The organism is Paraburkholderia sp. MM5384-R2 (genome assembly GCF_014201025.1).
In the GTDB taxonomy this organism is placed as follows: Bacteria; Pseudomonadota; Gammaproteobacteria; order Burkholderiales; family Burkholderiaceae; genus Paraburkholderia; species Paraburkholderia tuberum.
Genome location: NZ_JACHDI010000042.1, coordinates 13,841 through 37,864 on the forward strand (window position 1 = coordinate 13,841; position 24,024 = coordinate 37,864).

20 protein-coding genes and 3 pseudogenes are annotated in these 24,024 nt (G+C 60.5%); 15 read left to right on the forward strand and 8 right to left on the reverse strand.

Features of this window, described 5'->3' with window-relative positions:
- Positions 1-190 precede the first annotated feature (190 nt).
- The 8 genes and pseudogenes from metE to HDG37_RS39845 all read left to right on the forward strand — a co-directional run.
- Positions 191-2,398: pseudogene (gene metE / locus HDG37_RS35855) on the forward strand (5-methyltetrahydropteroyltriglutamate--homocysteine S-methyltransferase); the annotation flags it as partial.
- A 50-nt stretch (positions 2,399-2,448) separates the two neighbouring features.
- Complete coding sequence (locus tag HDG37_RS35860; RefSeq protein ID WP_184055936.1) at positions 2,449-3,777, forward strand: hypothetical protein; 1,329 nt, start codon at positions 2,449-2,451, stop codon at positions 3,775-3,777.
- Positions 3,737-5,356 (forward strand): hypothetical protein, encoded by a 1,620-nt coding sequence (locus tag HDG37_RS35865; protein ID WP_184055938.1) that lies wholly within the window; start codon positions 3,737-3,739, stop codon positions 5,354-5,356. Before HDG37_RS35860 ends, HDG37_RS35865 begins: the two co-directional genes overlap by 41 nt.
- The gene (locus tag HDG37_RS35870; RefSeq protein ID WP_184055940.1) at positions 5,353-7,842 is read left to right on the forward strand and encodes a hypothetical protein; all 2,490 of its coding nucleotides are present in this window, start codon (positions 5,353-5,355) and stop codon (positions 7,840-7,842) included. The genes HDG37_RS35865 and HDG37_RS35870 overlap by 4 nt, the downstream gene beginning before the upstream one ends.
- Positions 7,826-8,404 (forward strand): hypothetical protein, encoded by a 579-nt coding sequence (locus HDG37_RS35875; protein ID WP_184055942.1) that lies wholly within the window; start codon positions 7,826-7,828, stop codon positions 8,402-8,404. The genes HDG37_RS35870 and HDG37_RS35875 overlap by 17 nt, the downstream gene beginning before the upstream one ends.
- 245 nt (positions 8,405-8,649) lie before the next feature.
- Entirely contained in the window at positions 8,650-9,117 is a 468-nt protein-coding gene (locus HDG37_RS35880; RefSeq protein WP_184055944.1) for a DUF6262 family protein, read from the forward strand.
- Entirely contained in the window at positions 9,111-11,318 is a 2,208-nt protein-coding gene (locus tag HDG37_RS35885) for an ATP-dependent RecD-like DNA helicase (RefSeq protein WP_184055946.1), read from the forward strand. The genes HDG37_RS35880 and HDG37_RS35885 overlap by 7 nt, the downstream gene beginning before the upstream one ends.
- Positions 11,319-11,374: 56 nt before the next feature.
- Positions 11,375-11,473 (forward strand): annotated as a pseudogene (locus HDG37_RS39845) (IS5/IS1182 family transposase); the annotation flags it as partial.
- 248 nt (positions 11,474-11,721) lie between these two features.
- Here the strand turns inward: HDG37_RS39845 and HDG37_RS40155 are convergent.
- The 4 genes and pseudogenes from HDG37_RS40155 to HDG37_RS35900 all read right to left on the reverse strand — a co-directional run bounded on the left by HDG37_RS40155 (position 11,722) and on the right by HDG37_RS35900 (position 15,153).
- Complete coding sequence (locus HDG37_RS40155; RefSeq protein ID WP_311541804.1) at positions 11,722-12,378, reverse strand: site-specific integrase; 657 nt, start codon at positions 12,376-12,378, stop codon at positions 11,722-11,724.
- Positions 12,379-12,518: 140 nt separating this feature from the next.
- A pseudogene (locus tag HDG37_RS40160) lies at positions 12,519-13,217 on the reverse strand (site-specific integrase); the annotation flags it as partial.
- A complete protein-coding gene (locus HDG37_RS35895; protein WP_311541805.1) occupies positions 13,214-14,194 on the reverse strand; it encodes a DNA-binding protein in 981 nt (326 codons plus the stop codon). The gene HDG37_RS35895 and the pseudogene HDG37_RS40160, both read right to left, overlap by 4 nt.
- A gap of 659 nt (positions 14,195-14,853) precedes the next feature.
- On the reverse strand, positions 14,854-15,153 hold the full coding sequence (locus tag HDG37_RS35900) for a helix-turn-helix domain-containing protein (RefSeq protein WP_184055950.1): 300 nt from the start codon (positions 15,151-15,153) through the stop codon (positions 14,854-14,856).
- Between the two features lie 221 nt (positions 15,154-15,374).
- Between HDG37_RS35900 and HDG37_RS35905 the strand changes: the two genes are divergently transcribed.
- From HDG37_RS35905 to HDG37_RS35925, 5 genes are all read left to right on the forward strand, one after another.
- A complete protein-coding gene (locus HDG37_RS35905; protein WP_184055952.1) occupies positions 15,375-15,860 on the forward strand; it encodes a hypothetical protein in 486 nt (161 codons plus the stop codon).
- A 4-nt stretch (positions 15,861-15,864) separates the two neighbouring features.
- Positions 15,865-16,650 carry a metallophosphoesterase gene (locus HDG37_RS35910; protein WP_184055954.1) on the forward strand — a complete coding sequence of 262 codons (786 nt, stop codon included), beginning with the start codon at positions 15,865-15,867 and terminating at the stop codon, positions 16,648-16,650.
- 258 nt (positions 16,651-16,908) lie between these two features.
- On the forward strand, positions 16,909-17,304 hold the full coding sequence (locus HDG37_RS35915; RefSeq protein WP_184055956.1) for a hypothetical protein: 396 nt from the start codon (positions 16,909-16,911) through the stop codon (positions 17,302-17,304).
- Between the two features lie 295 nt (positions 17,305-17,599).
- Positions 17,600-17,851, forward strand: coding sequence for a hypothetical protein (locus tag HDG37_RS35920; protein ID WP_184055958.1), 252 nt, complete (start codon positions 17,600-17,602; stop codon positions 17,849-17,851).
- Positions 17,852-17,854: 3 nt separating this feature from the next.
- Positions 17,855-18,403, forward strand: coding sequence for an MbcA/ParS/Xre antitoxin family protein (locus HDG37_RS35925; RefSeq protein ID WP_184055960.1), 549 nt, complete (start codon positions 17,855-17,857; stop codon positions 18,401-18,403).
- Between the two features lie 122 nt (positions 18,404-18,525).
- Here the strand turns inward: HDG37_RS35925 and HDG37_RS35930 are convergent, their stop codons facing one another.
- The 3 genes from HDG37_RS35930 to HDG37_RS35940 form a co-directional block, all read right to left on the reverse strand.
- Positions 18,526-19,080 carry a TetR/AcrR family transcriptional regulator gene (locus tag HDG37_RS35930; protein WP_184055962.1) on the reverse strand — a complete coding sequence of 185 codons (555 nt, stop codon included), beginning with the start codon at positions 19,078-19,080 and terminating at the stop codon, positions 18,526-18,528.
- 74 nt (positions 19,081-19,154) lie between these two features.
- Entirely contained in the window at positions 19,155-19,886 is a 732-nt protein-coding gene (locus tag HDG37_RS35935) for a GNAT family N-acetyltransferase (RefSeq protein ID WP_184055964.1), read from the reverse strand.
- 44 nt (positions 19,887-19,930) lie between these two features.
- A complete protein-coding gene (locus tag HDG37_RS35940) occupies positions 19,931-20,812 on the reverse strand; it encodes an NmrA family NAD(P)-binding protein (RefSeq protein WP_184055967.1) in 882 nt (293 codons plus the stop codon).
- Positions 20,813-21,052: 240 nt separating this feature from the next.
- Here HDG37_RS35940 and HDG37_RS35945 point away from each other — a divergent pair, with 240 nt between their 5' ends.
- Together HDG37_RS35945 and HDG37_RS35950 are read left to right on the forward strand one after the other, a co-directional pair.
- Complete coding sequence (locus tag HDG37_RS35945; RefSeq protein WP_184055969.1) at positions 21,053-22,057, forward strand: alpha/beta hydrolase; 1,005 nt, start codon at positions 21,053-21,055, stop codon at positions 22,055-22,057.
- Positions 22,058-22,119: 62 nt separating this feature from the next.
- On the forward strand, positions 22,120-23,088 hold the full coding sequence (locus HDG37_RS35950) for an alpha/beta fold hydrolase (RefSeq protein ID WP_184055971.1): 969 nt from the start codon (positions 22,120-22,122) through the stop codon (positions 23,086-23,088).
- Positions 23,089-23,490: 402 nt separating this feature from the next.
- Here the strand turns inward: HDG37_RS35950 and HDG37_RS35955 are convergent, their stop codons facing one another.
- Positions 23,491-23,670: a hypothetical protein gene (locus HDG37_RS35955; RefSeq protein ID WP_184055973.1), complete on the reverse strand. Its 180-nt coding sequence runs from the start codon at positions 23,668-23,670 to the stop codon at positions 23,491-23,493.
- Between the last annotated feature and the right edge of the window lie 354 nt (positions 23,671-24,024).

Consider the following 24,024-nt stretch of genomic DNA (forward strand, 5'->3'; position numbering starts at 1 on the left):
GACTGATATTGACCCGGAAGGCGGACGCCCGTGTCGCAAACACGCGAAAGAAGAAAACAGCGCGCCACATAGAATGAAGAAAAATAATGGATAAATGAAATAATGCCATTTTTCTTCATGGAATGAAAACCCTATCATCGCTGCCAGTCCTTGCATCGTTCCTCGCACTTTTCATCGGAAGGCAGCCTCCATGGTCACGACACATAATCTCGGCTTCCCGCGCATCGGCGCAAAACGCGAACTCAAGTTCGGCATCGAATGCTACTGGAAGGGCGAATCGTCGCGCGACGAACTGAAGGCGCTCGGCGCGCAACTGCGTGCGCGTCACTGGAATGACCAACGCGAGCTCGACCTCGCGCCGGTCGGCGATTTCGCGTTCTACGACCAGGTGCTCGACATGAGCTTCACGCTCGGCAATCTGCCAGCACGCGTGCAGGGCTTTCATGGCGACAAGCTCGACAATTACTTTCGCGTCGCGCGCGGCCGCTCGGCGCAGGGTGCCGAGGAGCACGCCGCGTGTTGCGGCGACGTCGCGGCCGGCGAAATGACGAAGTGGTTCGATACGAACTACCACTACATCGTCCCCGAATTCACGGCCGATACGACGTTCAACCTCGACACGTCCGGCTTCCTCGAACAGCTGCGTGAAGCGCGCGAGCAGGGCGTGAAGGCGAAGCCGGTGATCATCGGCCCGATCACGTATCTCTGGCTCGGCAAGGCGAAGGACGACTCCGACAAACTTGCGCTGTTGGCACGCATCATGCCCGTCTATCGCGCGCTGCTCGACTATTTCAAGGTGATGGACGTCGAATGGGTGCAGATCGACGAACCGGTGCTCGTCGCCGAACTCGATCCGGCATGGCGCGACGCGTTCGTGGCCGCGTATCGAGGCTTCGAGGAACGTGGCGTCAAGCTGCTGCTGGCGACTTACTTCGGGCAACTGAAAGAGAACCTCGAACTTGCCTGCGGCTTGCCCGTCGACGGTCTGCACATCGACGCGATCAACGCACGCGACGAAGTGGCGGTGGCCGCGCGAAAGCTGCCGGCGCACAGCGTGCTATCGATTGGCGCGATCAACGGTCGCAACATCTGGAAGACCGATCTGAACGCCACGCTCGAATGGCTCACGCCGCTCGCGCGGCAACTCGGCGAGCGCCTGTGGCTCGCGCCGTCGTGCTCGCTGCTGCACGTGCCGGTCGATCTCGCGAGCGAAGCAAAGCTCGATCCGGAAATCCGCTCATGGCTCGCGTTCGCGCTGCAAAAGCTCGACGAATTGAAAGTGCTCGCCACCGCACTCAATGGCGGCCGCGACAAGGTCGCGAATCAACTCGCCGCCAATGCCGCCGCGATTGCCACGCGCCGCGAGTCGCCGCGCGTGAACAACCCGACGGTGAAGGCCGCGCTGGCGCGCATCGACGCGAATCTCGGCAAGCGCCAGCACGGCTACGCCGAGCGCGCGGCGAAGCAGGCCGCGCTGCTCGAGCTGCCCGCGTACCCGACCACGACGATCGGCTCGTTCCCGCAAACGGCGGAAATTCGCCATGCTCGCAGCCAGTTCAGGAGCGGCGCGCTCGACGAGGCCGGCTATCGGGACGCGATGCGCGAGGAAATCGAGCGCAGCGTGCGCGAACAGGAAGCGCTGGGTCTCGACGTGCTCGTGCACGGCGAAGCCGAACGCAACGACATGGTCGAGTACTTCGGCGAGCAACTCGACGGCTACGCGTTCAGCGAGTTCGGCTGGGTGCAGTCGTATGGTTCGCGCTGCGTGAAGCCACCTGTCCTGTTCGGCGACATCAGCCGTCCGCAGGCGATGACGGTCGAGTGGATCACCTACGCGCAGTCACTGACGAACAAGCCGATGAAGGGCATGCTCACGGGTCCCGTGACGATTCTGAACTGGTCGTTCGTGCGCGACGACCAGCCGCGTTCGGTGTCGTGCTACCAGCTCGCGCTGGCAATCCGCGAAGAAGTGCTCGACCTGGAAAAGGCCGGCGTGCGCGTCGTGCAGATCGACGAAGCCGCGCTGCGCGAGGGTCTGCCTCTGCGTCGCGCGCAGTGGGGCGAGTATCTGCGCTGGGCGGTGGAGTCGTTCCGTATCACCGCGAACGGTGTGCGGGACGAAACGCAGATCCACACGCATATGTGCTATTCGGAGTTCAATGACATCATCGCGTCGATCGCCGGTATGGATGCGGACGTGATCACGATCGAGACCTCGCGTTCGGACATGGAGTTGCTCGACGCGTTCGACGACTTCGACTACCCGAACGAGATCGGCCCGGGCGTCTATGACATCCACTCGCCAAACATTCCGACCCAGCAACACATCGTGCAATTGATGCAAAAGGCCGCGGAGCGCATTCCGGCGCAGCGTCTGTGGGTGAACCCGGACTGCGGACGAGGGGAAGGAAGGTCTATCTCGTCGCGACTGATACAGGGGTTCTCCACGTGTCAGGCACGCTGTACCTAAACGAAAAGTACGCCAATCCTCACACCAAACAGGTCGCGGCCAAGGCGATTCGCATATGGGTGCGAGTCGCCGACGCGTTTGACATTGACCTTGCGGCCAGGGCACTTGAGGGGCGTTGGTTGAACGAGGCCGAACTGAAGGCGCTGCGGTATCTTGTCTTTAGGCCGATTGAGGAGATTGAGTTGATGTCCCACGCTGCCGTGAAAAATATCGCGTCGGCGACCAAAGAAAGCGACAAGGAGCCGAAGGACAGGAAGGGGGCGGTTGAACCCAACACGGCGCGTAAGGGAAGCGTAGGGATTGCCAACTATTTGACCTGGTTCCATGTGAAGGTCATAGAACCACGTATGCCGTTGTTTTCAAACGTGAGCGAAGTCTTGCGCCGGGAGGTGAGGGCATGCTCCTCTGAACTCAAAAAGCCGATGAGTGGCACCAAGTCGATGCACCCGCATCTGATCCGGTCAGTGCCTAGAGAGCGATATCTGCAAATCTACCGCACGGTGTATCTGCATTACGCGGACCTGTTCAGGACCGCGAGGGGGAGGTTGGCCAGAAACTGCATACGGGATCGCGCCATGACGTTGCTGGGCAGCGAGGGCATTCGGCCCGGGGCCATCGGAAACATCGCGCTGAAGGACTTCGAGTGGGTAGGTAAGAGGGAGCATGGCCATATTCAAATCAAGGACAACACCTCAAAACGTAGCAAGAAGCTGAGCACGAGCACGCCCGTGCAGAAAGGCGCAGCCAGCAGCCAGAACTACAACTCAGAGATCACTGTTAAGATTTGGCCCGCCACAGCCGAGGCTATTCAGGAGTACATCGATACCGAGCGATTGGCAGTCACAACTCGTGGTCTCCGCAATCGCTCGAAGGGTTTCTTATTCCTCGCCGAGCATGGCGGTCCGATCGAAGATCGTGGGACCATCACGGGTGTGTTTCGGCGAGCAGGAAAAGGGTTGGCTGCAATGGGCTTGCTATACAAAGACGCTGGAGATCCCTATCTCCAGGGAGAGGCATATGACTTCAATGCCTACCTGCTACGTCACTCGGCTGCTTCGTTCTTCTATGACGAGAAAGTCATGGAGAAGCCGGCGGACGTGGTCATGAATCTGATGGAGCAGCGCTTCGGGTGGGTGAAGGGCAGCGCAATGCCGTCGTTATATGGCCTGCGAGCGATAAGCGATGCCGCAAGCATTACGGTTGAGGACTACATGGAATCGCTGTTTGCCGAGGCCAAGGTAGTCAAGAGCACGAAGGGAGAAAGCGATGAGCACTCTCAGGCTGGAGGTCGGGCGGGCGGTTGTTGAGTGGGAGGAGGACGAACCGCTGCGCTGGACGATGTCCGAAATTGTCGGAAAAGGCAAGCGCGCAGTACGGAAAACTTTCTCGTTCGACTTGACGCCGTTGACGAAAGGCTACGGCCGGATCTTCCTTCTCGCGCTCAGGCAGTGTTGGATCGACAGGTGTCTGGAAGTTAGGGTGAAATCGATCGATGGCCATGCCTTCGGAATTCAAACCGTTCTTCAGGCATGCCAGGATCGATTCGCCGAGGAATGCTTCGAACGTGCCGGGGCGCCACCCGTGTTTGACAGGATCGACTCGGATCTACTTATTGGCCTTTGTGCCATCCAAGGCAGCTTGTCGAAGCACTACCTGGAAGATCTCAGGTTCTTCTACAAGGGGAACCGTCACAACAGCGAGCTCTTCCAAGCGGATCTCTATTTGAGCGACTTTCCAACAGGGCGCGAGACTTTTGACTCCGGCAGGCTCGGGGACTTAGGGCGCCTGAGGCGTAACATCTTGGCCACTGCTCTTAGTCGGGCCACGCTTGTGCATATCCTCAACGTGACCGAGGAGGCGTATGAGGTCGGGGAGTTGAGTCTGGATTTGTTCGCTTATAGCCGCTTGCTGCTAGGTCGAGCGGCACGGCCTGAGTCGTTTAGGGTGCTTCGACTCAAGGACCTCCAGATTGATGAGCGCGATGGCGTAAAAAGCTACTACCTCACAATAACGATTCCCAAGACGAAGACAGCCGATCGCCCGCGCGCAACTGTTCGTTTGCATCCCGACGTGGGTAGGATTCTTGATCAACAGCGAGCTGCGGTGGCGGAGCGCCTAGGCGGTTTGATTGACGAGAAGAATGCTGCGCTGAAGAGTGCGGCGCCGAACAAGGATCGGGGCGAGGAGTACACCATCGGCGATCTGGCCATGTTCCCCGGTGGCGGTGCTACGGGGAGAATGACCCGGGAGACAAAAGACCGGCTGGGGATACTTGAGGGCGGATTTGCGACTCGGTACCAGTATCCCCTAAGGCGACTGACCAGCGTCAGGATGCACCACAATGCGTTGCGGCATACCATGGGCACGCAACTGGCAATCGCCGGCTGCTCGGCTGTGACGATCGCTGCAGTGCTACTGCACGCGACTCATCGCGCGGCACACATCTATGTCGATCTGATCTTTTCCGGCGCAATCGACGAACTCAGTGACTCTATGGAGCAGGCGTTTCTGGAACATTACCCGGTGTACAAGGAGTTGATCTCGATCAATGATGAGATCGATCCGGACAGGCGGATCTTCTCAACATCTGTGGACCGTTCTCGTCGTGAGAACACAGGGGGATGTCGGCGTCAAGTCTGCCAGGATGCCCCTATTACTTGCTACGACTGCCATCGCTTTAAGCCCTGCTACGACGCCGACCATACGATCAACCTTGAGCGCGTCAATGAGGAAATCGCGTCTGCGGAAGGCGGCGGACTGCCGCGGCAAGTCGATTTGAAGCGGTTCAAGCATATCGCGAACCGGATTCGAGTCGTCATTAACATCTGCGAGGCTAAGCGAGAAGCGGTTGCGGCTGAGCAGGAGGCAACTGTGAGGACGCTATGAACCGGATAGTCGAACAGGAATTAATCCGCAACGCCGGGATGCTTCAGGCGCTGGCGGAGACGTGTCGTGAGGACCTGAAACGACGCTATCCGGACATTGATTTCGATGGGAGGCTGTGGGCATTCAGAAAGCTTTATGGAACCAGGATGCTCGATATGAATTTCTCCTCGACGATCGAAATGTTTTCAGACAGACATCCCAGCTATATGTTGGCTTTTCGTTGCCTCATAGCCCGTAAGGCACTCGAAGGCAAAACAAAGACTTGGAAAAGTGCGCTTGCTGCATGGCGGCTACTCAATCGTCAAACCATACCTCTTGTCGAATTGCGCCGCCATCATCTGGTCGAGCTTGAAGAGGAACAGATAAAGACGGCAACGGCAAGACCATTGGCGGCAAAGCCAAGTTCCCATGCTTTATCGCAACTGAGTGGAATGCTCGACCAACTCGCCCGTCTGAACATCATCGGCAACTTGGGCTGGGGTCCGAGCGCAGAGACCAGAGCTACGCTGACCAAGCTGGAAAACCTTGCGATCGAGGTCAGAAGGAAGGAACAGAACATCGAAGTGCTGGACCGACAGATCGAGGGCCTGTCGGATGCCACCAAAGCGATGCTTCTATCCGACGAGCGCCTCACGGCGATGGACCGGTCGGCCATTGCGGTTGCAAATATACTGATGTGCGCCCCGTCCCGGATCAATGAGCCGCTTTGCATGCAAATCACCGACCGCTATACGATCGAGGACTACGCAACGCGTCCAGACTTCGAAAATGGCGGTAAGCTTTATCAATCTCACCAACTGCTGCTGATGAAGGGGTCAAAGGGGGCGGCGTGGTCGGGCAAACCGATTCTGAACTTCATGATCGGCCTCAGTGACACCTGCTGGAACCTCATCCGGGAGCTCGGAACACGTTCCAGATTTCTGCTTGAACACTACGAAAAAACTCCTGACCAACTGTTTTTACCGCCCGAACTTGAAACACTTCGAGGCAACCCGGTCTCAAAGGCCTCCCTTTGGCAGATCATCAACCTAACCGCTCAGGCGCCGACAGTCAAGGAGGCTCACGGCGTGACCAAGGGAACCTGGAACGTGATCGCCAAACGCCAGAAGGACAATGCTTCTGCGGTAGTGTTGATCGACAATCCACGTCTCCGCAGATCTGACAACCAAAGGAATCCCATCGTCAAAGTTACTGCTTTATCGTGGCAGGCAGTGGAGACCGTTCTTCTTGAACGGGTGCGCGAGCGGATGGCAATCATGCGCCGGGTGACCGATTTGAATACATACACTGGGCCATTGAGCAAAATGCTCGTGCTCGTCGATTGTCCTCGGGGCAATTACCTCCCCTATGCGTGGAATTACGAGGCACTACGTCATCGGCTCAAGACCACGTCGGCGAGAGCTCAAAGAGGACTCAAGGAAAGCGTCTTTATCCAACTCGGCCTACAGATGACCGTGAACGGCAAGTTGGAGGACTGCTACCTGGATCCGCATGACCCGCGGCGATGGCTGACGACGAAAGCATTGGAAGCAAAGGAGCGATTGAGTGACGTGTTAATCAACAAGTGGGCCAACCGGGTGGACATCGGCCAGCTTGCGGCCTATGACTTGCGGACGGCCGAACAGAAGGCCGATCAGGCTGAGATGCCCGTTCCTCACGAACTGCAGGTTCTGCAATCCATCACCACGGGTCTAAAGGACCTGGAGGCACTCGAAAAGAGTTACGGGCTGCGCACGGACATCGTCGTTGCCCAGGGCGATTCGCTAGCGGTTACGAGCGTAGATGCGGTAATCCAGGCAACTGAAGACCGCCCCGCGGCGCTGAGCGGCAATCAGATCATCATCCTCTACCCCAATCGATACGGCATATGCCTTCATCAGCATCACGAAATCCCTTGCCGCGCATATAGCGGATGCTCCGCAGGGTGCAACGAGCAACTGACGGTCAAAGGCCATCTGCCAACCAATGAGGAGTGGCGCAAGCAGAACGAACTGAATAACCGCAGCATCGTGAACCAGTTGCAGGCGCTCATTACCGCCCGCGAATGGGGTGTAGCCGACGAACCGGCAATGCTTGATGCGCATCTGTTGACGCTGGTCAAAGGAGGGTTGGACGTTCCGGCGATGGCAGAGGAGCTAATCCAACGCTTTCATGAGATCAAGGATCAGATCCGGGATCCGAACTTCAAGAATGAGCTCGAGGCGGCATTTGTCGCCCGTGGCGTCGTCACCCGTCTCGATGACCCGAGTGTTCCTGGTGGTGCTCTGATCAAGGATCACAATCCTGGTAAGCACGCTTCCCCCGGTTACGAGCGCGCGATCGAGGCCCAGTGCGGTGGTCGCGAAGAAATGGAACGGCAGGCTGCGGACTTTCACAAGAAATGCCCCGAGCTGGCGCCCAGGGCGTTGGGACTCGAAGATCAGCGCCACTTCCTTAAAGGCGACGATCGCGATGACGAGGAGGACGAAGATGGTCAAGCAGCTTGATCGGGCGCGCAAAGGCGAATCCGACGAAAAGCCCACGGGGCGGCCCGGTGCGAAGGAGATACTTACGCAAGACCTCGCGCGCAGAATTGGCCTCATGATCAAACAGTTTCCCAATGCGAACATCCCGGTCACCTGGGACAACATTGCGCGGCAGGTGAAGTTGCGTTTCGGGCATGAGTTTCGTCGCAACGTGCTTTCCCAAAAGGCGTGGGGCGACCGCAAACTGATTGCGGAGGCATTTCAGGATGCCAAGAAGATTCAACGCAGGCTAGCCCGTGACACGGCCCCGAAGTATGCCAACGAGCCGCGATCAAGACTACGCCAGATCGTAGCCAAACTACAGGGTGAAAACCTTGCCTTGCGCGAGCAGCTGGATCAGGTGCGTGCCCAGCAATACGACGAGATCCATTCGCTTCTGGACACACGGACCCCTTTGAGCCGGTTGGGGGCCACGAGGTCGGAGCTCGGTCGTGAAACTGTTACGTCGGTTGGGGAAGTGAAGGCGCGCCGCAGCCGGAAGGCCGCGAATAATGGTATGGGCAACTCCGCACCAGGCAAGTGAAGGCTGGATGACGAGCGAGTCCAGTTGTACCGGAAACAGGATTTAGAAACGCGGAATAGATGGAAGGAGCCCGCGAGGCTGGACGGCGACCAATTACGCCGCGAAAGCCCTTGAAGCTAGCGCAGCGCGCACGCTTTGTGGGGATGGTGTAGCAATCCATTGCTGCACCTCTGCCGTGCGACGAGCGTGGGATTTTGGGAGTGCGTCCCGAAGGTCTCCGGATCCAAGAGTGCAGGAGGCGCGGCATGACTGACAAGGACGTGAGCAAACTTGCGGAGGTTGGTTCAGGCAAAGGGACCAATGGGGTGATGGACGGCGAGGCCAACGTTAAGAAATTCCTGGCATGGCAGGACGAGGTCGAGGACTATAAGCCATTTATTTATCAAGGCACGCTTAACATCTCCCGCATAGCGAGTGAGTGCGGGCTGAAGCGCGACGTCTTCTATACCAATCCTGCCATCCGGGACACGCTGTTGCCGGCACTGCAGCGACAACTCGAGAGTGACGGTATCCTCAAGTCCAGGGCAGTGCAGCCCCCGGAGGTGATCCCGCGCCAACCCAGGCGGTCAGCTGCGAGTGATGATGCACGCATCAAGCAGATTCAGGAGGAGAACGCGGCGCTCAAAGCTGAGAATCGCGAACTGCGCGCGCAACTGGAGCAGTACACAGTGATGGCAGAGGTCCTGCATACGAGCGGGAGGGTGCCTTGGTAAATTCCGCGCCGCAGCGAATGCTGCTTCGCGTCCTGTCGGTACGGGCGCAGAACCGTAACGGTGTGATTTTCCGGGGACAAGTCATCAGCGACGCCGGGGAGATCGTCGACACTCATCTCGAAGTGGTGGCCCGTTTGCAGTCCAAAGGCGTGGGGATCAAGGTTCAGCCGGGTCAGTGGTGGCAGGTCACAGGCGCCGTCAACAGCCGGCGCTACGTCAACGTGGCCGGCTTTGAAGTTACGGAGGACCAGATTGAGGTCAGGCCCGGCGACGCGCTCCTGATGATGCCCTCGGGGCTGCACGTCGTCGACTACCTGGTGCGCAACCCGCGCTTTGAAGGCGTGGGCGAGGTAACCGCACAGCGCCTGTGGGAGACGTTCAATTCACGACTGTTTAGTGTGCTCGATGAGGGCGACTATCACGCACTTGCCGATGTGGTGACACCCCAGAAGGGGCGTGTACTGATTGAAGGATGGCGCGAAGAGGGCCTGAGCAAAACGTTGCAATGGCTTCAGGTAAACGGTGTGGGGCTTGTCATCGGTCGTCGCATCGTCGGGTACTTTGGCACGCAAACGGTTGAAAAGATCAACGAGAATCCGTACCGGCTGCTGAGCTTCGCTGCCGGGTGGAGTGAGGTTGACGCCCTTGCCAAGGACCACCTGTGCATTCGGCCTGATGACCCACGTCGACTCGCCGCGGCGGTTGAGGAGATTGTCTATCGAAGATTCAGTCTGGGTGACACGTTCGTTCCTCTCAATGACCTCATTGCCGGGGTGAAGCAACTTCTGCTGATCGACTCTCGCGCGATGGATCTCATTGACGCGGCAATCTCGCATTGCGAAAGGTCGGGCCGACTCCTCTTCGACTCGCAGGGGAATGCATACAGTCTTGGCGCGTCGGTCCTGGAGAACACGGTCGTTGACTGTATTACCGCGCGCACCGGTCTGCATAGTCCACGTTGCCATGTTGAGGCGGTCATTGAGGACTACGAGACGAAGGAAGGTAACGGCTTCCGACTCAACGACGAACAACGCGCAGCCGTACATCTGGTGGCCGACCACCACTTCATCGTGATTACCGGTGGCGCGGGGTGCGGCAAGACTACAGTCCTGAAAGCCGTTTGTGCGGTGCTTGACGAACAGGGATACGGCGTTGTGCAGTCAGCGCTCGCGGGCAAGGCTGTCAGGCGCATGCAGGAGAGTACGGGCCGACCTGCGATGACACTGGCTTCGCTCATCAAGAAGCTCAACGAGGAAGGCGCCTCCAAGGCTGGCAAGGAGCAGCCGATGGCCGTTCTGATCGACGAGGCCAGCATGGTCGATCTGATCTCCTTCTCCGCACTTGCGCGGAAGCTCGATGAGGAGGTGAAGATCGTGCTTATTGGCGATCCGCACCAGTTGCCGCCCGTCGGCCCCGGCCTGATTCTCCACTGCCTGACCACGGGGATGGTGCCGCACGTTGAATTGAAGGTGGCCAAGCGATTTGGAAGCGAAATCGCACAGGCTGCGAACATGATCCGCGATGGGGTACTCCCCGAATTTGGCGATCACGGCAGCGTGCGTTTGCTTGACGTCTCCGACAATGCTATGGCCGCGACTGCCGCGGAGTTGTACCTGCAGGATCCAGACGACACGGTTGTGCTGAGTGCCACCCGGCAGATCACGCTAACGATCAACCAGATAATCCAGAGGGCCCTTTCGGCTGGGCGCAGCGAGGTTCAGACCTGGAATGACGAGTTCGACTGCTTTGAAGCCGCGGGACTCAGGGAAGGTGACCTGGTGATCTGCACCAGGAACCACTGGGACCTCGGAATCCAGAACGGTTCGATGGGGCGGCTAGTGAGCGTCCACGTTGGCTCAGACACAGTCGGAAAGGTTGAATGGGACGACGGAAATGTGCGTAGGCTCGATGCGAGCCTGCTCGAAAGCATCGAGCTTGGTTACGCGTTAACCGTCCATAAGAGCCAGGGGTCTCAATGGAAGCGAGTAGTCGTCTGTCTTCCTTCGCGCAGCAGGATGATCGACAGGAGCCTTGTCTATACCGCAGTCACCCGTGCACGGCATGAGGTCATCCTGCTGGGACAGAAACCAAGATTGAGCGTTTATGTCGAGCGACCAAAGGTCGCGGATCGGCGCCTTGTCGGTCTACCAAGGCGATTGACCGCTGCGAGAAACGCGACCACAGTGGCAGCACCTTTCTGAAGTGAGTCGACCTTCGCGTGTTAGGAACTGAGATCGAGACCTGCTATCCTGGCGAGATTAAAAGAACAGACCGCAAAGGGTATTCGACTGATGTGTCGGATGAGAAATGGAGTTTCGCGGCACCGAATCTGACGCCGATGAACGGCGACGCGCCCTAGCGCAAATATGAACTGCGTGACGCGTTTGATGCATTGCGGTCGATGGCGTGCCGCGCGCCGTCGAGCGGGTAAAGCATCTTAACTGAAAGCTAAAGAACGTAGAGATCGGGCCTTGATATTGAGATCTATAAGACAACATGCCCGACTGAAGCAGCCTTGGGATGATACAAAAGCGAGCCTTCTCGAACATCCGCAAAGGCACGAGTAGCGGACGCGCGATGAACTTGGCGCTCCCTTCGACCGTGTCATCCAAGGTTTTGTGGTTTCGGAAAACTTCCCTCCACAAACGCACGCGCCTCGGCCTGGCCGGTCCGTGCATAGGCCGCCGTCGTCTGCACCGACGCGTGACCCGGCAGCGCCTGCGCGACCGGTAACGGCACGCCGTGGTCCACCACCAGCGTGCGCGCATAGCCGTGCCGCAGCCAGTGGGTGGAGGCCCGCTCCAGCGCCGCGCGCATCGCGCGGTCGGCCGCCGGCACGCGGGTCGCGGCCAGCGCGAAGAGCGCCCGGACCTCGTCGTAGAGTCCGCTCGGGCCCAGCGCGCGGCCGCGCTCGCTGTGGATCAGTGGCAGGCGTTCCTCCGCGGGCGGATCGGTCGGCAGTCCCACCGCGCGCCGGTACGCCCGCAGCGCGGGCAGGCAGGTGCCGGGCAGCGGGATTGCGCGCAGCCGCTGGCCCTTGCCGAGCACGTGCAACGTCCACTGCCTGGCCTCGTCGACTTCGACGTGCGGCAACGCGAGTGCCTCATGCCACACCAGTTCCGCGAGCCGCACGCCGCCGTAACGGTAGAGCGTCCAGATCGCGCGGCGCCGCATCCACAGCACCGGCGGGACCCCGGCCGGCGCGTCACCGGCGGCAACGGCGTCGCAATGGGCGAGCGCGGCGGCGGACAGGAACCGCACCGCGGGGTCCACGTCATGCGCGCGCGACGCCCAGCGGCCAGTCCCTCGGCCGGATTGACCGTCAGATAGCCCACGCGGTGCCACCACGCAAAGAGGCTCGAGACCGCGGCGAGCGCGCGGGAGACGCTCGCCGGCGCCGCACGCGTGACGTGGCCTGCTGCGTCCTGCCGGGGCGCCTGCAGCGCGTCGCGGTACGCGATCAGGTCCTGCCGCGTGAGATCCGAGAAGGGGCCGAGCCCCTCGCGCCGGCACCAGGCGGCGATGCGCCGCAGTTCGGACAGGTAGGCGCGCAACGTGTGCGGGGAGTGCGAGGCGCGCTCGCGCAGGAAGAGTTTCGCCGCCTGTGCGTCATCGGCGACACCGAGCGTGTTGGTGAGCGGCACCCGATTCGCAAAACGTCCGGCACGCGCGAGCCACGCCGGCTCCACCCCGGCGGGCAGCGGCGCGAGGTCCTGGCGGACGGCAGCAGACTGGGTGACCGGGGCGTCTGCCTGCGCTTCGTCCACTGCCGCGGGACGGAAGCGCCGGCGGTGCTGGCGCAGGGCGCGCTCGAGTACGGTGGCGGCGGAGGGGGCCGCGGCTTCCGGCACGACCCGCAGCCGTCCGCGCTCCCAGTATTCGATCGCGGCGTCGTGCTCGAGCAGCACCGCGAACACGGCCGGGTGCTCGCGCTTTGCGTCGGCGAGCGACGGGCAGCCGCGCTTTAGCGCGGTGAGGGTCCAGCGGCAAAACAGCGGGTGGCCGAGCGCGTGGGCCAGGTACCCGAGCGCGGCGTCGACGGAGTCGGGCAGACGCTGCGGCGGCCGGCAGCCGGTATCGAGCCAGTCGGACGGGGTCATCGCGCGTTCCTCGCGGAGGCCGGCCTTGGTCCGGATGGACTGGCGCGAGTGGCGTGGGCAGTTTTCGCGGCGGGACGGGCCCGGCGTCGGGCGGCCGGGGAGGAGCCGGTCGCGGCCGCACTGCCCACCAGCGCCAGCGTCTGGCGTTGCTGCTCCACGACCGTCACGAGGGCGGCCGCTTCGGCCGCGGCCTGCTGCTGGGCCTGGCGCTGTTCCGCCAGTTCCGTCAGCAGCCGCTCGCGCAACGCCTCCAGCGCGCTCACGCGCTCGGCCGACCGGGCGATCTCAGCCTCGAGGCGCTGCCGTTCGGTGTGAAACGTCTCGCGCTGGTGCGCGGTTTCGCGCAGCAGCTGTCGGGACAGGCCGTCATAGCGCGCACGTTCGGTGGCCAGTTCGCGGGTGTGCTGGCGCCCGGATTCGGCCGCCGCGGCTTCCACGTGTTCAAGCTGAACGCGCAGCGTGGCCACCGCGTCCCCGGCGGTGGCGCACCGCTTTTCAGTCGCCTCGACGCCGGCGCGGGCGACCGCGAGCTCCGCATCGCGCGCACTGAGCTGGCTGCGCACGTCAGTGAGTTCGACCCGCAGCAGTTCGACCTTCAGCCCGGCGTTGCGCTGCGCTTCGGTCGAGACGTCCATCCGGTCTTCCGTTTCTCGACGCAACTGCACGATGCCGTCGAGCTGGGTGGCGACCGCGGCTTCCCACAGCGCGCGCATCTGCCTGGAGATGTCAGGCGGCACATCGGGCACCGTGAAGCCGGTCAGGCCCGCCTGCACGACCTCCGCTTCGATCGCGTTCAGGTGCCGGGACAGCGTCGCGGGGTCGCCGGCGCCCAGGCGCGCGCGCAGCTTGCGCACCGACACGATCCGGCGGAAGCGGGCGTCGGAGGCGGGGGCGGCGTCGCCCGCTTCGGCGAGCATCGCGAGGACGGTGGTGCGGATCGTCTCGGGGGCGGGGCGACGGGCCGAAACCCGCGGCACGGGGCGCAGGGCGGGATTTCCACATTAGATTACGCACGGGCCTGACGCAAGAAAACCCATTTTTGCGTGATTAAAAAAACCCTCGCCGCGATAAACGCCCTCTGGGGTGTCCATTTAACCGGAGTTAGCGATTTGCCTCTGCGGGCGGCTCAGGAAGGTCGCTCTAAGCTGGGTGGATATCCGCGTTGCCTCCGCCATCCTCCCGGATGACCACAGGACGGGCTGACGAAGCCGCAAGGCCATCGCAGCCATTCCACAGTCCAGCAGCCTGCATCAGTCGGGAACCAAGCCTGAAACTCCTAAGGAACCTAGGGTATTGGGTGCTGGCGTGGGACCTTCCATTGCCCCTGTCTACGCTCAACTCCGGTTAAATGGACACCCCAGAACGCCCTTATCACCGGAAAGCATACGCATAGATGCAAGGCGCAATGTTAGGCACTGTGAAGCGTCGGGGCGATGTTCTGAAGGAAAGCCATGATGCGGTGCGCAAACCCACGCTCGACGATTCCTGGGACGCATTGGAAGCCGGGGTAGTGAGGGATTCGGTATGCAGGCGCAACCACAACGAATTTCGCGTCATTAGAAAAGGGCGGCGCGCAACACGGAAGGGCGCTGCTCATGCGTTCCGCTAGCTGGAATACCTCACCCAATACGCACGCTTATTTTGGAAGCTTCCCGCTTGCCCTAGCGCGCTGGCGTCTGGGCTCAAGTCCAGATTTCTTTTTCGTGTGGGCGTTCGCGATATGTTGCTCGACAGCAGCAACCAGTTCGCTGGCCGCACAATCAAGTGCCCTGGCCAGAGTAAGCAGCATTGCAAGTGTTGGTTGAGCGCGGCCCAATTCCAGCTTGCTTACATATACCCGTTGAATATCAGCCTCAAATGCCAACTGTTCCTGAGTCAGGTTTGCCTCAAGCCGGCGTGCACGCAGTACAGTTCCGAAGGCTTCCGCTGCTTCCAAATTTGCTCCCGTGAAATGGGAGCACTGTCCTTTTACCGCTATAATTTGTCTTCATACTGGAGTATGAATTATCGTGTCATCACCACTCCTTTTAGCGCGGCGATAGCGGCTTCGGCGGCGTCTCAGCGCAGAAGTTGAAAGCGGCATTCTGCGAACCCACGGCCGCCGGGCTGTTTTCAAAAGCGGTGGTGGATGGCCTGTAGAGATAGGAATCTAGACTTATGTTTTTGACTTCTGACCAGAACCGTCTGCCGGCATGGCACGGAATGGCGTTGTGGGCCGTTGCCGAGATGGCGGGTTGTGGAGATGTGCTCATCCTGCAATTTGCCGCTGGAAAACGCGACCTGCCCCGGGTTGTCATGGTGGAATTCGCCTCTGGTGCCGCGAAGACGCTGCTGCAACTGACGGCAGACGGCCAGACCGTGCGGGGCGCGGCAGTGCTGAGCGCGAAGCCGCACAAGGACTCGGCACAATGGAGTCTGCAGCCGCTGAGCGAAATTCACATCGGCGCAACGGCAGCCTATGACGAGGACCATCCGCTGGTCTCGTTTGCGCGATTCACGACAGCAGGGGGTGAGGAATTCTCGATGCCTGTCGGTATCGCGGAGAAACACTCTCCCGGAAAGCGCATCTACCCGTCCACGCCGGCGCGTTCGTCAAAGGCAGGCCGCCGGAAACCGACGGTTGATGTCGCGGGTACGAGCTGACGGCATGCGTATCCAGATCGCCTCGGACCTGCATCTGGAAATCGTGCACCAGAGTTTCCCGGGTCATGACCCCGTCAGGCTGACGAATGCGGACGTGCTGGTGCTCGCGGGCGACATTGCGAAAGGGGCCGATGCGATTGAGCCGTTTGCGCGCTGGCCGGTGCCCGTCATCTACGTGCATGGCAACCATGAAGCGTATGGCACGGAGTACGGCACGCTTGCCAACTCCATCCGTATGCGCGCGGCCGGTACTGCGATTCGTTACCTTGAGCGCGACACGTTTGTCATGGGTGATGTGCGGTTTCTTGGTTGTTGCCTCTGGACAGACTATGCGCTCAGTGGCGTGCGCGACCGGAGTATGGCGCTGGCCGGGCGGATGCTGCATGACCATCGTGTGATCCGCGTCGGCGACGGCACACGTTTTCGGCCAGAGCACGCGCTGGTCGAGCACGAAAAGACAGTGAAGTGGCTGCGGACCGAGCTGGCAAAGCCCTTCGACGGGCGCACGGTCGTCGTGACCCATCACGGCGTTGCTCCGCCGTCGGTGCATCCGCGCTATGCGAACGACCCGGTCAACGCTGCCTTCGTGAGTGACCTGCGACCTGTGCTCGAGCTGGCCGACGTGTGGATTCACGGTCACGTGCATGACTCGTTCGAGTATCGCGTTGGCCAGTCGCGGGTGATTGCCAACCCGCGCGGCTATGCGACGAACCGTCTGATGGCGGGTGCGCCGACCGACCTGAAATGGGAAAACCCGGCGTTTGATCCGGCGCTGGTGATCCGGTTGTGAGCAGCTGTGCCGTGGCGCGCTGAGGCGGCGCAAACGTTCTGGCGATGCGCATGGGCGCTGCCGCGAGGAGATCGCCTGCAAAAAAATGGTTGACCCCAGGACGACGGACTCAAGGGAGCATCCCGACATGGAGCGCGCCTGACCAGGGCGAACCGGCGAAAAAGACGGCGACAGTCATTGCCGCCTGACGGGAGCAGCGCACAGTTGCGGGCGCGCCTGAAGGCCTTTGCGCTCGCCACGCGTAAAACAGGAACAGCGATGACTACAGCCCTCCACAGTCTTCAGGTTCAGCGGGAAGACACGATCCTGAAAATACTGGCCGAGGGCGAGTGGATCGGGGCAGACACCGTTCCCGCGGACGTAGCCGGATGGCAGCAACGCGGCTGGATCTTTGGCGTGGAAGCTGAAGGTCAGCGGTACTTTGCCCGATACCAGTTCGATGATCGGGATCAGCCGCTGCCGGTCATCCGGGAAATTCTGGCAGAGCTCGGACCCGCCACGGACCCGTGGACAATTGCCGCCTGGTTTCACTTTCCCAACGGCTGGATTGTGGAGGAGGGTTGTACCGCCCCGATCGCGCCCAAGGATGCGCTTGATCGCCACGTTGCGGTCGTGGATGCCGCACGCCGGTTCCGCGGAACATTCGGAGCATAACCATGGACGAATTTCCCGACCCGACAGGACCTTTGCGACCGGAAACTGTCCGGTTCGGGCATTCCCGATCAAGGGTGCGCTTACGCGCAGGACTGGTTCGACTTTCTCAACGGTCATCGCTGATGCCAGGATGCGGGTGTCAGCTCCATCTGATGGGCACATGTCCGAACGCGCGACCGCCGCGTGGCAGAAAAAGGCTGATGTCATGGACGTTGCGGATTGCGTCCGGTATCTGAAGCGACTGCCCGTGACACGTGGCGCGTCGGCTAAACGCTCGCAAAAGGAACCGCGATTTATGAGCAGCAGGGACCACATCCGGTATCAGGCGAAAGAGGGCGGTCAGCCCGGCTGGGATCTTTACGCCGAGATTTTTGAGCCAGAGGACGTCGTGTATCTGGAACTTGACGGTGTAGCCGCTGAAGTCACGATGCTCGGGAACCTGGAGCGCGGGCCGGGCAAGGTGCTGTTGCGCCTGCCGGTCGCCACCGCGAAGCAACTCGGTCTCGTGCCTCCGGGCTGGAAAAAGTCGGGCTGGGAAAGGGAGTAGGTCATGCGCGAATACCGTGACAGGATGGTGCAGGAGATCGCCGCCTGCACATGCGACCGCTGCAGCCAGCGCATGTCGCCCGATGATGACCAGGGGGAGTGGTATGAAAAAGTGTCGCTCGACTGGCGCGGCGGCTTTGGCTCGGTTTTTGGCGACGGTGCCCATCTGAGCATTGACCTTTGTCAGCAGTGTCTCCGCGATACGCTCGGGTCATGGCTGCGGGTCGATCCGCCGTCCGCAACGGATAACGTGATTGAAGCCTTGAAGGGCGTCGTTTCCCGACCCGACGTGCGGGTAACTGTGGACCAGATGAATCCACTGCTGTTCGGCGAGCAGGACGAGTCCCGTGGCACGTTACTCCTTGCGACACGTCTCGCGAAAATAGTCGCGCAGGCGATAGCCGTCTTCCGGGAGCAGGATCAGGCGATCCGGTGGCTGGTCATGCCGCACAAGCAGTTTGCCGGCCGAACTGCGCTTGAAATGGCGAAGACCGAGGATGACGCACGGCTGGTTGAGGAAGCGCTGGTGCGGATTGACGAAGGGTACGGATAGCAAAAGGCCGGACTTTGGGGGCGCGCCTGAAGAACTTGTTGCCCGATTGCGCATCCGCACATCGCGGCGGATTCAACCGGGTTATGGTCGAAGCCAGAATTATCCTTTTCCGCTGATCGACATCATTCGTACATCTTGAGCATCTCCGCCAGCGCTCCTTCGATGATCCTGTTCGACAGACGCGGGTCATTCACGGCGCGAGCGAGCGCTATCGAACCCACGCATGTGCTGAAGATCATCACCGCTTTAGCATGGGCGTCTTCTGTATCTGGCAAAGACTGTGCGAGCAAAGCGATGATCTCACTGACACGTTCAGTGAATGCCTCGCGGGTTGCCTCGGGCGCGCGCGGTACGTCGTTGACTAACGCTGAAATTGGGCAACCTCTGCCCAGGTTGTCCCGATGGCTTTCCGACACATATGTGCTTATTGCGCGCTCAGGCGCCGTCTTGAGCGCGGCCTGGAAATGCTCGATGTCCTGCAGCGCCAGGATGAAAGCCTCGGTCACAAGCGTATCGCGTGACTCGAAATGCTTGTAGAAACCGCCAACAGTCAAGCCAGCTTCTTTCATGATGTCGCCGACACTGATCCCATCAATGCCACGCTCGCGGAAACGACATGCGGCGACCTGCACAATCCGCTGATGCGTGGCCAGTTTGTCAGCTTTTGAGTGCCCCATTTTTCAGTCTCAAAGATGTATTGTGCTGTGAGTCAACCGGCAATGCGGTTCGCCCGGTGCTCCCTCAGCAGCGGTTAGCTCGCGTCGCCCGACGACCTCACAATTGCCGTCAGTTGCAAAGTCCTGGCAATGCGAAAGCCGAGCTCCCGATACAGACGAACGGCGGAAAGATTATTAGTGAACACGTGAAGGAACGGCACTCTGTCGCGTTCCTGGATTGTTGCCGACAGATGCTCCATCAACAGCCGGCCCAGCCCTCGGCCACGCCATTCCGGGTGCGTGCACACGGCGCTAATTTCGACGTACTTCCCGGCAGTCATTCGTTCGCCCGCCATCGCCACCAGCCGGCCGCCCTCCCTGATGCCAAAGAAGTGACCTAGTTCGTTGGTCCGGGCGTTGAATGGTCCGGGTTCCGTTAGCTCGGCGAGTCGGAACATATCAGGTGTGTCGTCGACGCCGAGTCGCACGATCCGCTCGTCGGACGATACGGTGAACCTGTTGGCGGCAACCATCTGATTGGCGACAGCCTCGCGCGCGACGTCGAAGCCAGACGGCAAGTCCGGCTTGCCCGCCGTGAAAAATGATAGGCGCTGTCCCGGCTGGAGCATCGCTGCAACTTGCGAGACGCTTTGCGCCGAGTAATTCCGTGCGGCCCCGAACGGCGCAAATTCCGGGCGATACCGGGCACCGCCTTCGCGGCGCTCGATAAAGGCTGGAGGCGCTTCGCTCAGAGCGATCCAGACGGGATTGGCGAGGTATTCCTCGGTCGCGATCTCACTGGCTGCATCGATGTGGGAGGACTGCATGACAAGCTCCTGTTTTGTTCGTCTTCTCTGCTGTGGAATCGCGGTCAGGCGAACCGTGCCGCGTGCTTCCTGATAAAAGCCTGGACCGTCATCGGCGGAGTGCCGGTCAAATCCTCAATGAAGGAATTGGTGCCGGCGAAAACGCCTTCCTGGTAATCGACGGCAACCGACAGCAGATGCTGCGTGAACGTGTCACTGAATTTTGCATCGGTATCCAGGCGCTTTTTGAACAGGTCGAGATCGACCGATTGATACGTGACCGTCCTACCCAACGCCTGGCTCATCTCGGCCGCAATCTCATGGTGATTCATCTCGACCGGCCCGTAGAGCGGATAGACCTTGCCCGCGTGCGGCGCCGGATCGCGAAGGATCGCGGCAATCACGCGACCCTGATCCTCGGCTGCAATCGGTGCATGGCGCCCTTCGCCAAAGGGCAGACGCAGCATCCCGTCTTTTTTGATGGACGCGATTTGACCCGGGTAGGTCAACCATTGAGCGAAGAACGTGGGGCGCAGATGTGTGACCGGCGTGCCGGCCCAGTCGAACACCTGTTCCGAGATCCAGTGGTCTCGCGCGGCATGGCTTTTCGCTTCACGGCGAGCCGAAATCTGCGACATGTTCACAATCGATTCGATTCCGGTCTCGCGGGCGGCCTGTGCAAACGAAGCGCTGGCCGCTATCCCACCAGCCTCGATCGGATAAACGAAATACGCCGATGAGATGCCTTGAAGAGCGCGTGCGACGTCGTCGATATCCGAGAGGTCGCCAACCAGCACCTCGACGCCTCGCGAGCGCAGCCCTTCTGAACGGGCGTCCTCGCGTCGCACCAGGGTTCGTACCTGTTCGCCTGCAGCCAAAAGGGCATCTGTCGCTGCTCCGCCCGTATCACCAGTCGCGCCTGCGATAAAAAATTTACGAAAAGCCATTTGAAAGCTCCGCTCAATTCATTAATTGGGAAGGTGCTGAGTGCTTCAGCCACCGGATCTGAACTGGAGTATAGTCATAATCCTCAACGGCGATAGATGAGAATTCCGTACTAGTCTTTTGCGGAATGCCGTTCGCAACGTAGCCGGCAAGCGGGTGTGGCTGCGTTCGCGAATGCACGCTGCAAGTGGAATTCAAAGACCGCGCCCGCCGACGACCGTCCATCGGAGAATGTTCCTGCCATGCTCGCCCACACCTTCGCCTCACCCCGTCATTCCACACGCTATTGGGAGGCCGGCCCCGCCGACGGGCCATTGATGATCTTCCTGCACGGCTGGCCCGGGGTCGGTCTGATGTGGCGCGCGCAGATCGAAGCTTTTGCGTCGGCGGGCTGGCGCTGCATTGCGCCGGACATGCGCGGATACGGCGGCTCGTCGACTCCGGGCGCGCCCGATGCCTATGCGCTCAAAGAGATCGTTGACGACATGGTCGAACTTCATGACCATCTGGGCGGGAGTCCGGCCATATGGGTCGGCCACGACCTGGGAAGCCCGGTGGCCGGGGCGCTCGCTGCGCATCACGCGAAGCGCAGCCGCGCCATCGTGTTCGTCTCCGTTCCGTATATGCCCGAGAGCTTCGGGTTGCGCAGTCTGCTGCCGCTGGTCGACCGGACGCTCTATCCCGACGACCAGTATCCGGACGGGCAATGGGACTACTACCGTTTCTATCTGACGCATTTCGACCAGACCGTTACCGACTTCAATGCCGACATACCAGCGACACTGGCGGCGATCTACCGGTCTGGAGACCCGAAGTCGGTGGGCCGCGTCTATCGCTCCGCGCTGGTTTCGCGCAATGGCGGCTGGTTCGGCTCGGCACGTCGTGCGCCGACGGTGGCGCCGGACGAGACGCTCTGGCCGACGGCCGACTTCGACGCGCTGGTCGATGCGTTCCGTGTGACCGGGTTTCGTCCTGGTAACGCCTGGTATCTGAACGATGATGTCAACATCGCCTACGCTCGAACTGCGCCCGACAGCGGCCGCCTGAGTCAGCCCGTGCTGTTCGTGAACGGCGAATTCGATGGCATCTGCGACATCACGCGCAGCGTTCTCGGCGAGCCCATGCGAGACGCCTGCACGGATATGGCGGTAGCGACGCTGGACGCGGGCCACTGGCTTCCGCTCGAACGCAAGGCTGAACTGGTCCAGGCCATCCGCGCCTGGCTCGAGGCGAAGGCGCTGTCGTAGCCATGACGAACGAATATTGACCCGCATAGAGTCCTGCACATCGACTAAAGGAGTGGAATGACATGAGCGCCTCCGACAGCAATGGCATCAAACAATACGACATTGCGACCAACGGCATTACCTTGCATGTGACGGAGCAAGGGGAGGGACCGGCCGTGCTGTTCTGTCACGGTTTCCCGGACACCGCCTATACGTGGCGGCGGCAGATGAAGGCCATTGCGTCGGCGGGTTTTCGTGCGATTGCCCCGGATATGCGCGGTTATGGACGAAGCTCGGCTCCAGCCGACGCAAGCCTCTACACACCGTTGCACACGGCAGGCGATCTGATTGGCCTGCTCGATGCGTTAGCGATTCCCCGGGCCGTCCTCGTCGGACATGACTGGGGGGCGACCCATGCATGGAACGCGGGGCTGATGCGCCCGGACAGGTTCGCGGCGGTGTTCTGCCTCAGCGTCCCTTTCGTGCCGCGCGGAGACGTCAGTGTTTTCGACAGGATGCGCAAGGCGGGGCTTCAAGACAAGTTCTATATGTTCGAGCAGATTCGGGCCGACGCCGACGAAATCTGGGCCAACGCAGCGGTGACCGTTCCCGGCATTCTGTATTGGGCGTCAGGTACCGCGCCAGCTGGCCAGCAGTGGAGTCTAATGGATCCGGCTCGAAGCCTTCATCGTGCTGCCCCTGGACCGTTGCCTTCGTGGGCGCCAACGGACTATGTCGCGCATAACATCGCGGAATTTCAGCGTACCGGTTTTCACGGAGGGTTGAATTACTACCGCGCGGCGGAGCCGTATTTCGCCTTGTCCGCTCCGTGGAAGGGCGCGAAGATCGTTCAGCCGTCTTTTTTTATGTGGGGCAAGGCAGACGGTCTGAAAGAGCTATATCCGCTCAGCCTCGACGACCTTCGCGCCGGCTTACCAGGCCTTGTAGGAGGACTCGAACTCGATAACGTGGGGCATTGGGTTCAGCATGAGGCCGCCGCCGATGTCAGCGATCAACTGCTGAAGTTCGTGCGTACCGTTGATCTCGCATGATCGTTTCGGACACTGTCCGGTGTAGTCTCTGCTCCAGGCTCCGTTTAATCGAGCGAAGAAAATGGCGGCGTAACGGAGGCTGAAGGGAGTCTTCAATGACCCTTGTACTCAAAGAATGGACATCGACCAACAGGGCCACTGGTTGTCCGCGTTGGGTCGCGTCCTGCCGATCGCTGCCTCATGGGCCTCAAGCAGTCATGCCGCTTGCGTGAGGCGGTCGTCGGCCATGAGCCGCCGGTCGAGGTCGCCCTCCAATCTGAATAACCAAGGGCTCGTTCGCCCTTCCTCAATGGCCGGTCTCCGGCGAGCGAATTACCGGTGGCACTGCCTCAACCCGGCCAGAATGCGACGGTCGTCCCGTGTGTCCCGAGGACATTCGGACGGTTGATCTACTCAACAAGCTTACATATTGCCGCCGCTCACAGCGCGAGCGCAATAATTCGCTTGGTAGTTGTTCTCCGGGTGCGCTCGTAAGCAGGTTTGAAACGGGCTGTTGTAAATCCAGATCGCCTCGCAAATCAAAACGGTAATTGCAGCAATTATCGCGATCTTGATCGCGTCGCCAACAGTTCTCTCGCTCATATCGCTCCATTAATGCCCCTGGGTGGGACTTGTGTATCGACCAAAGATTGTCGGAAATCGCGCCTAGAAACTGTTTGCAAACCCTCATTGCCGACACTGTGTACATCTCGTAATTGACGCTATCGCGGTGTAGCACCAAGCACACAAGCTCGTTCCGATACCAGACGCTGAGAACGGGCCAGCCACACACACGCGACTTGGAGACCGTGCTTCATCAAATTGCTGCAAAGGGCCGCGCCGATAGAAAAACCGAACCTCACGGCCGGACATTCGTGCAAGATTGTCGCTGGCAGTCACAGATTGCCCGACCTCATTCCGCTGAGTCTCCATGGCCGATTTACCGTTCGACATTTA

Coding starts and splice junctions, on each gene's coding strand:
- HDG37_RS35865 (WP_184055938.1), top strand. CDS start 3,737: ATGAGCACTCTCAGGCTGGAGGTCGGGCGGGCGGTTGTTGAGTGGGAG.
- HDG37_RS35870 (WP_184055940.1), top strand. CDS start 5,353: ATGAACCGGATAGTCGAACAGGAATTAATCCGCAACGCCGGGATGCTT.
- HDG37_RS35875 (WP_184055942.1), top strand. CDS start 7,826: ATGGTCAAGCAGCTTGATCGGGCGCGCAAAGGCGAATCCGACGAAAAG.
- HDG37_RS35880 (WP_184055944.1), top strand. CDS start 8,650: ATGACTGACAAGGACGTGAGCAAACTTGCGGAGGTTGGTTCAGGCAAA.
- HDG37_RS35905 (WP_184055952.1), top strand. CDS start 15,375: ATGTTTTTGACTTCTGACCAGAACCGTCTGCCGGCATGGCACGGAATG.
- HDG37_RS35910 (WP_184055954.1), top strand. CDS start 15,865: ATGCGTATCCAGATCGCCTCGGACCTGCATCTGGAAATCGTGCACCAG.
- HDG37_RS35915 (WP_184055956.1), top strand. CDS start 16,909: ATGACTACAGCCCTCCACAGTCTTCAGGTTCAGCGGGAAGACACGATC.
- HDG37_RS35920 (WP_184055958.1), top strand. CDS start 17,600: ATGAGCAGCAGGGACCACATCCGGTATCAGGCGAAAGAGGGCGGTCAG.
- HDG37_RS35925 (WP_184055960.1), top strand. CDS start 17,855: ATGCGCGAATACCGTGACAGGATGGTGCAGGAGATCGCCGCCTGCACA.
- HDG37_RS35930 (WP_184055962.1), bottom strand. CDS start 19,080: ATGGGGCACTCAAAAGCTGACAAACTGGCCACGCATCAGCGGATTGTG.
- HDG37_RS35935 (WP_184055964.1), bottom strand. CDS start 19,886: ATGCAGTCCTCCCACATCGATGCAGCCAGTGAGATCGCGACCGAGGAA.
- HDG37_RS35940 (WP_184055967.1), bottom strand. CDS start 20,812: ATGGCTTTTCGTAAATTTTTTATCGCAGGCGCGACTGGTGATACGGGC.
- HDG37_RS35945 (WP_184055969.1), top strand. CDS start 21,053: ATGCTCGCCCACACCTTCGCCTCACCCCGTCATTCCACACGCTATTGG.
- HDG37_RS35950 (WP_184055971.1), top strand. CDS start 22,120: ATGAGCGCCTCCGACAGCAATGGCATCAAACAATACGACATTGCGACC.
- HDG37_RS35955 (WP_184055973.1), bottom strand. CDS start 23,670: ATGAGCGAGAGAACTGTTGGCGACGCGATCAAGATCGCGATAATTGCT.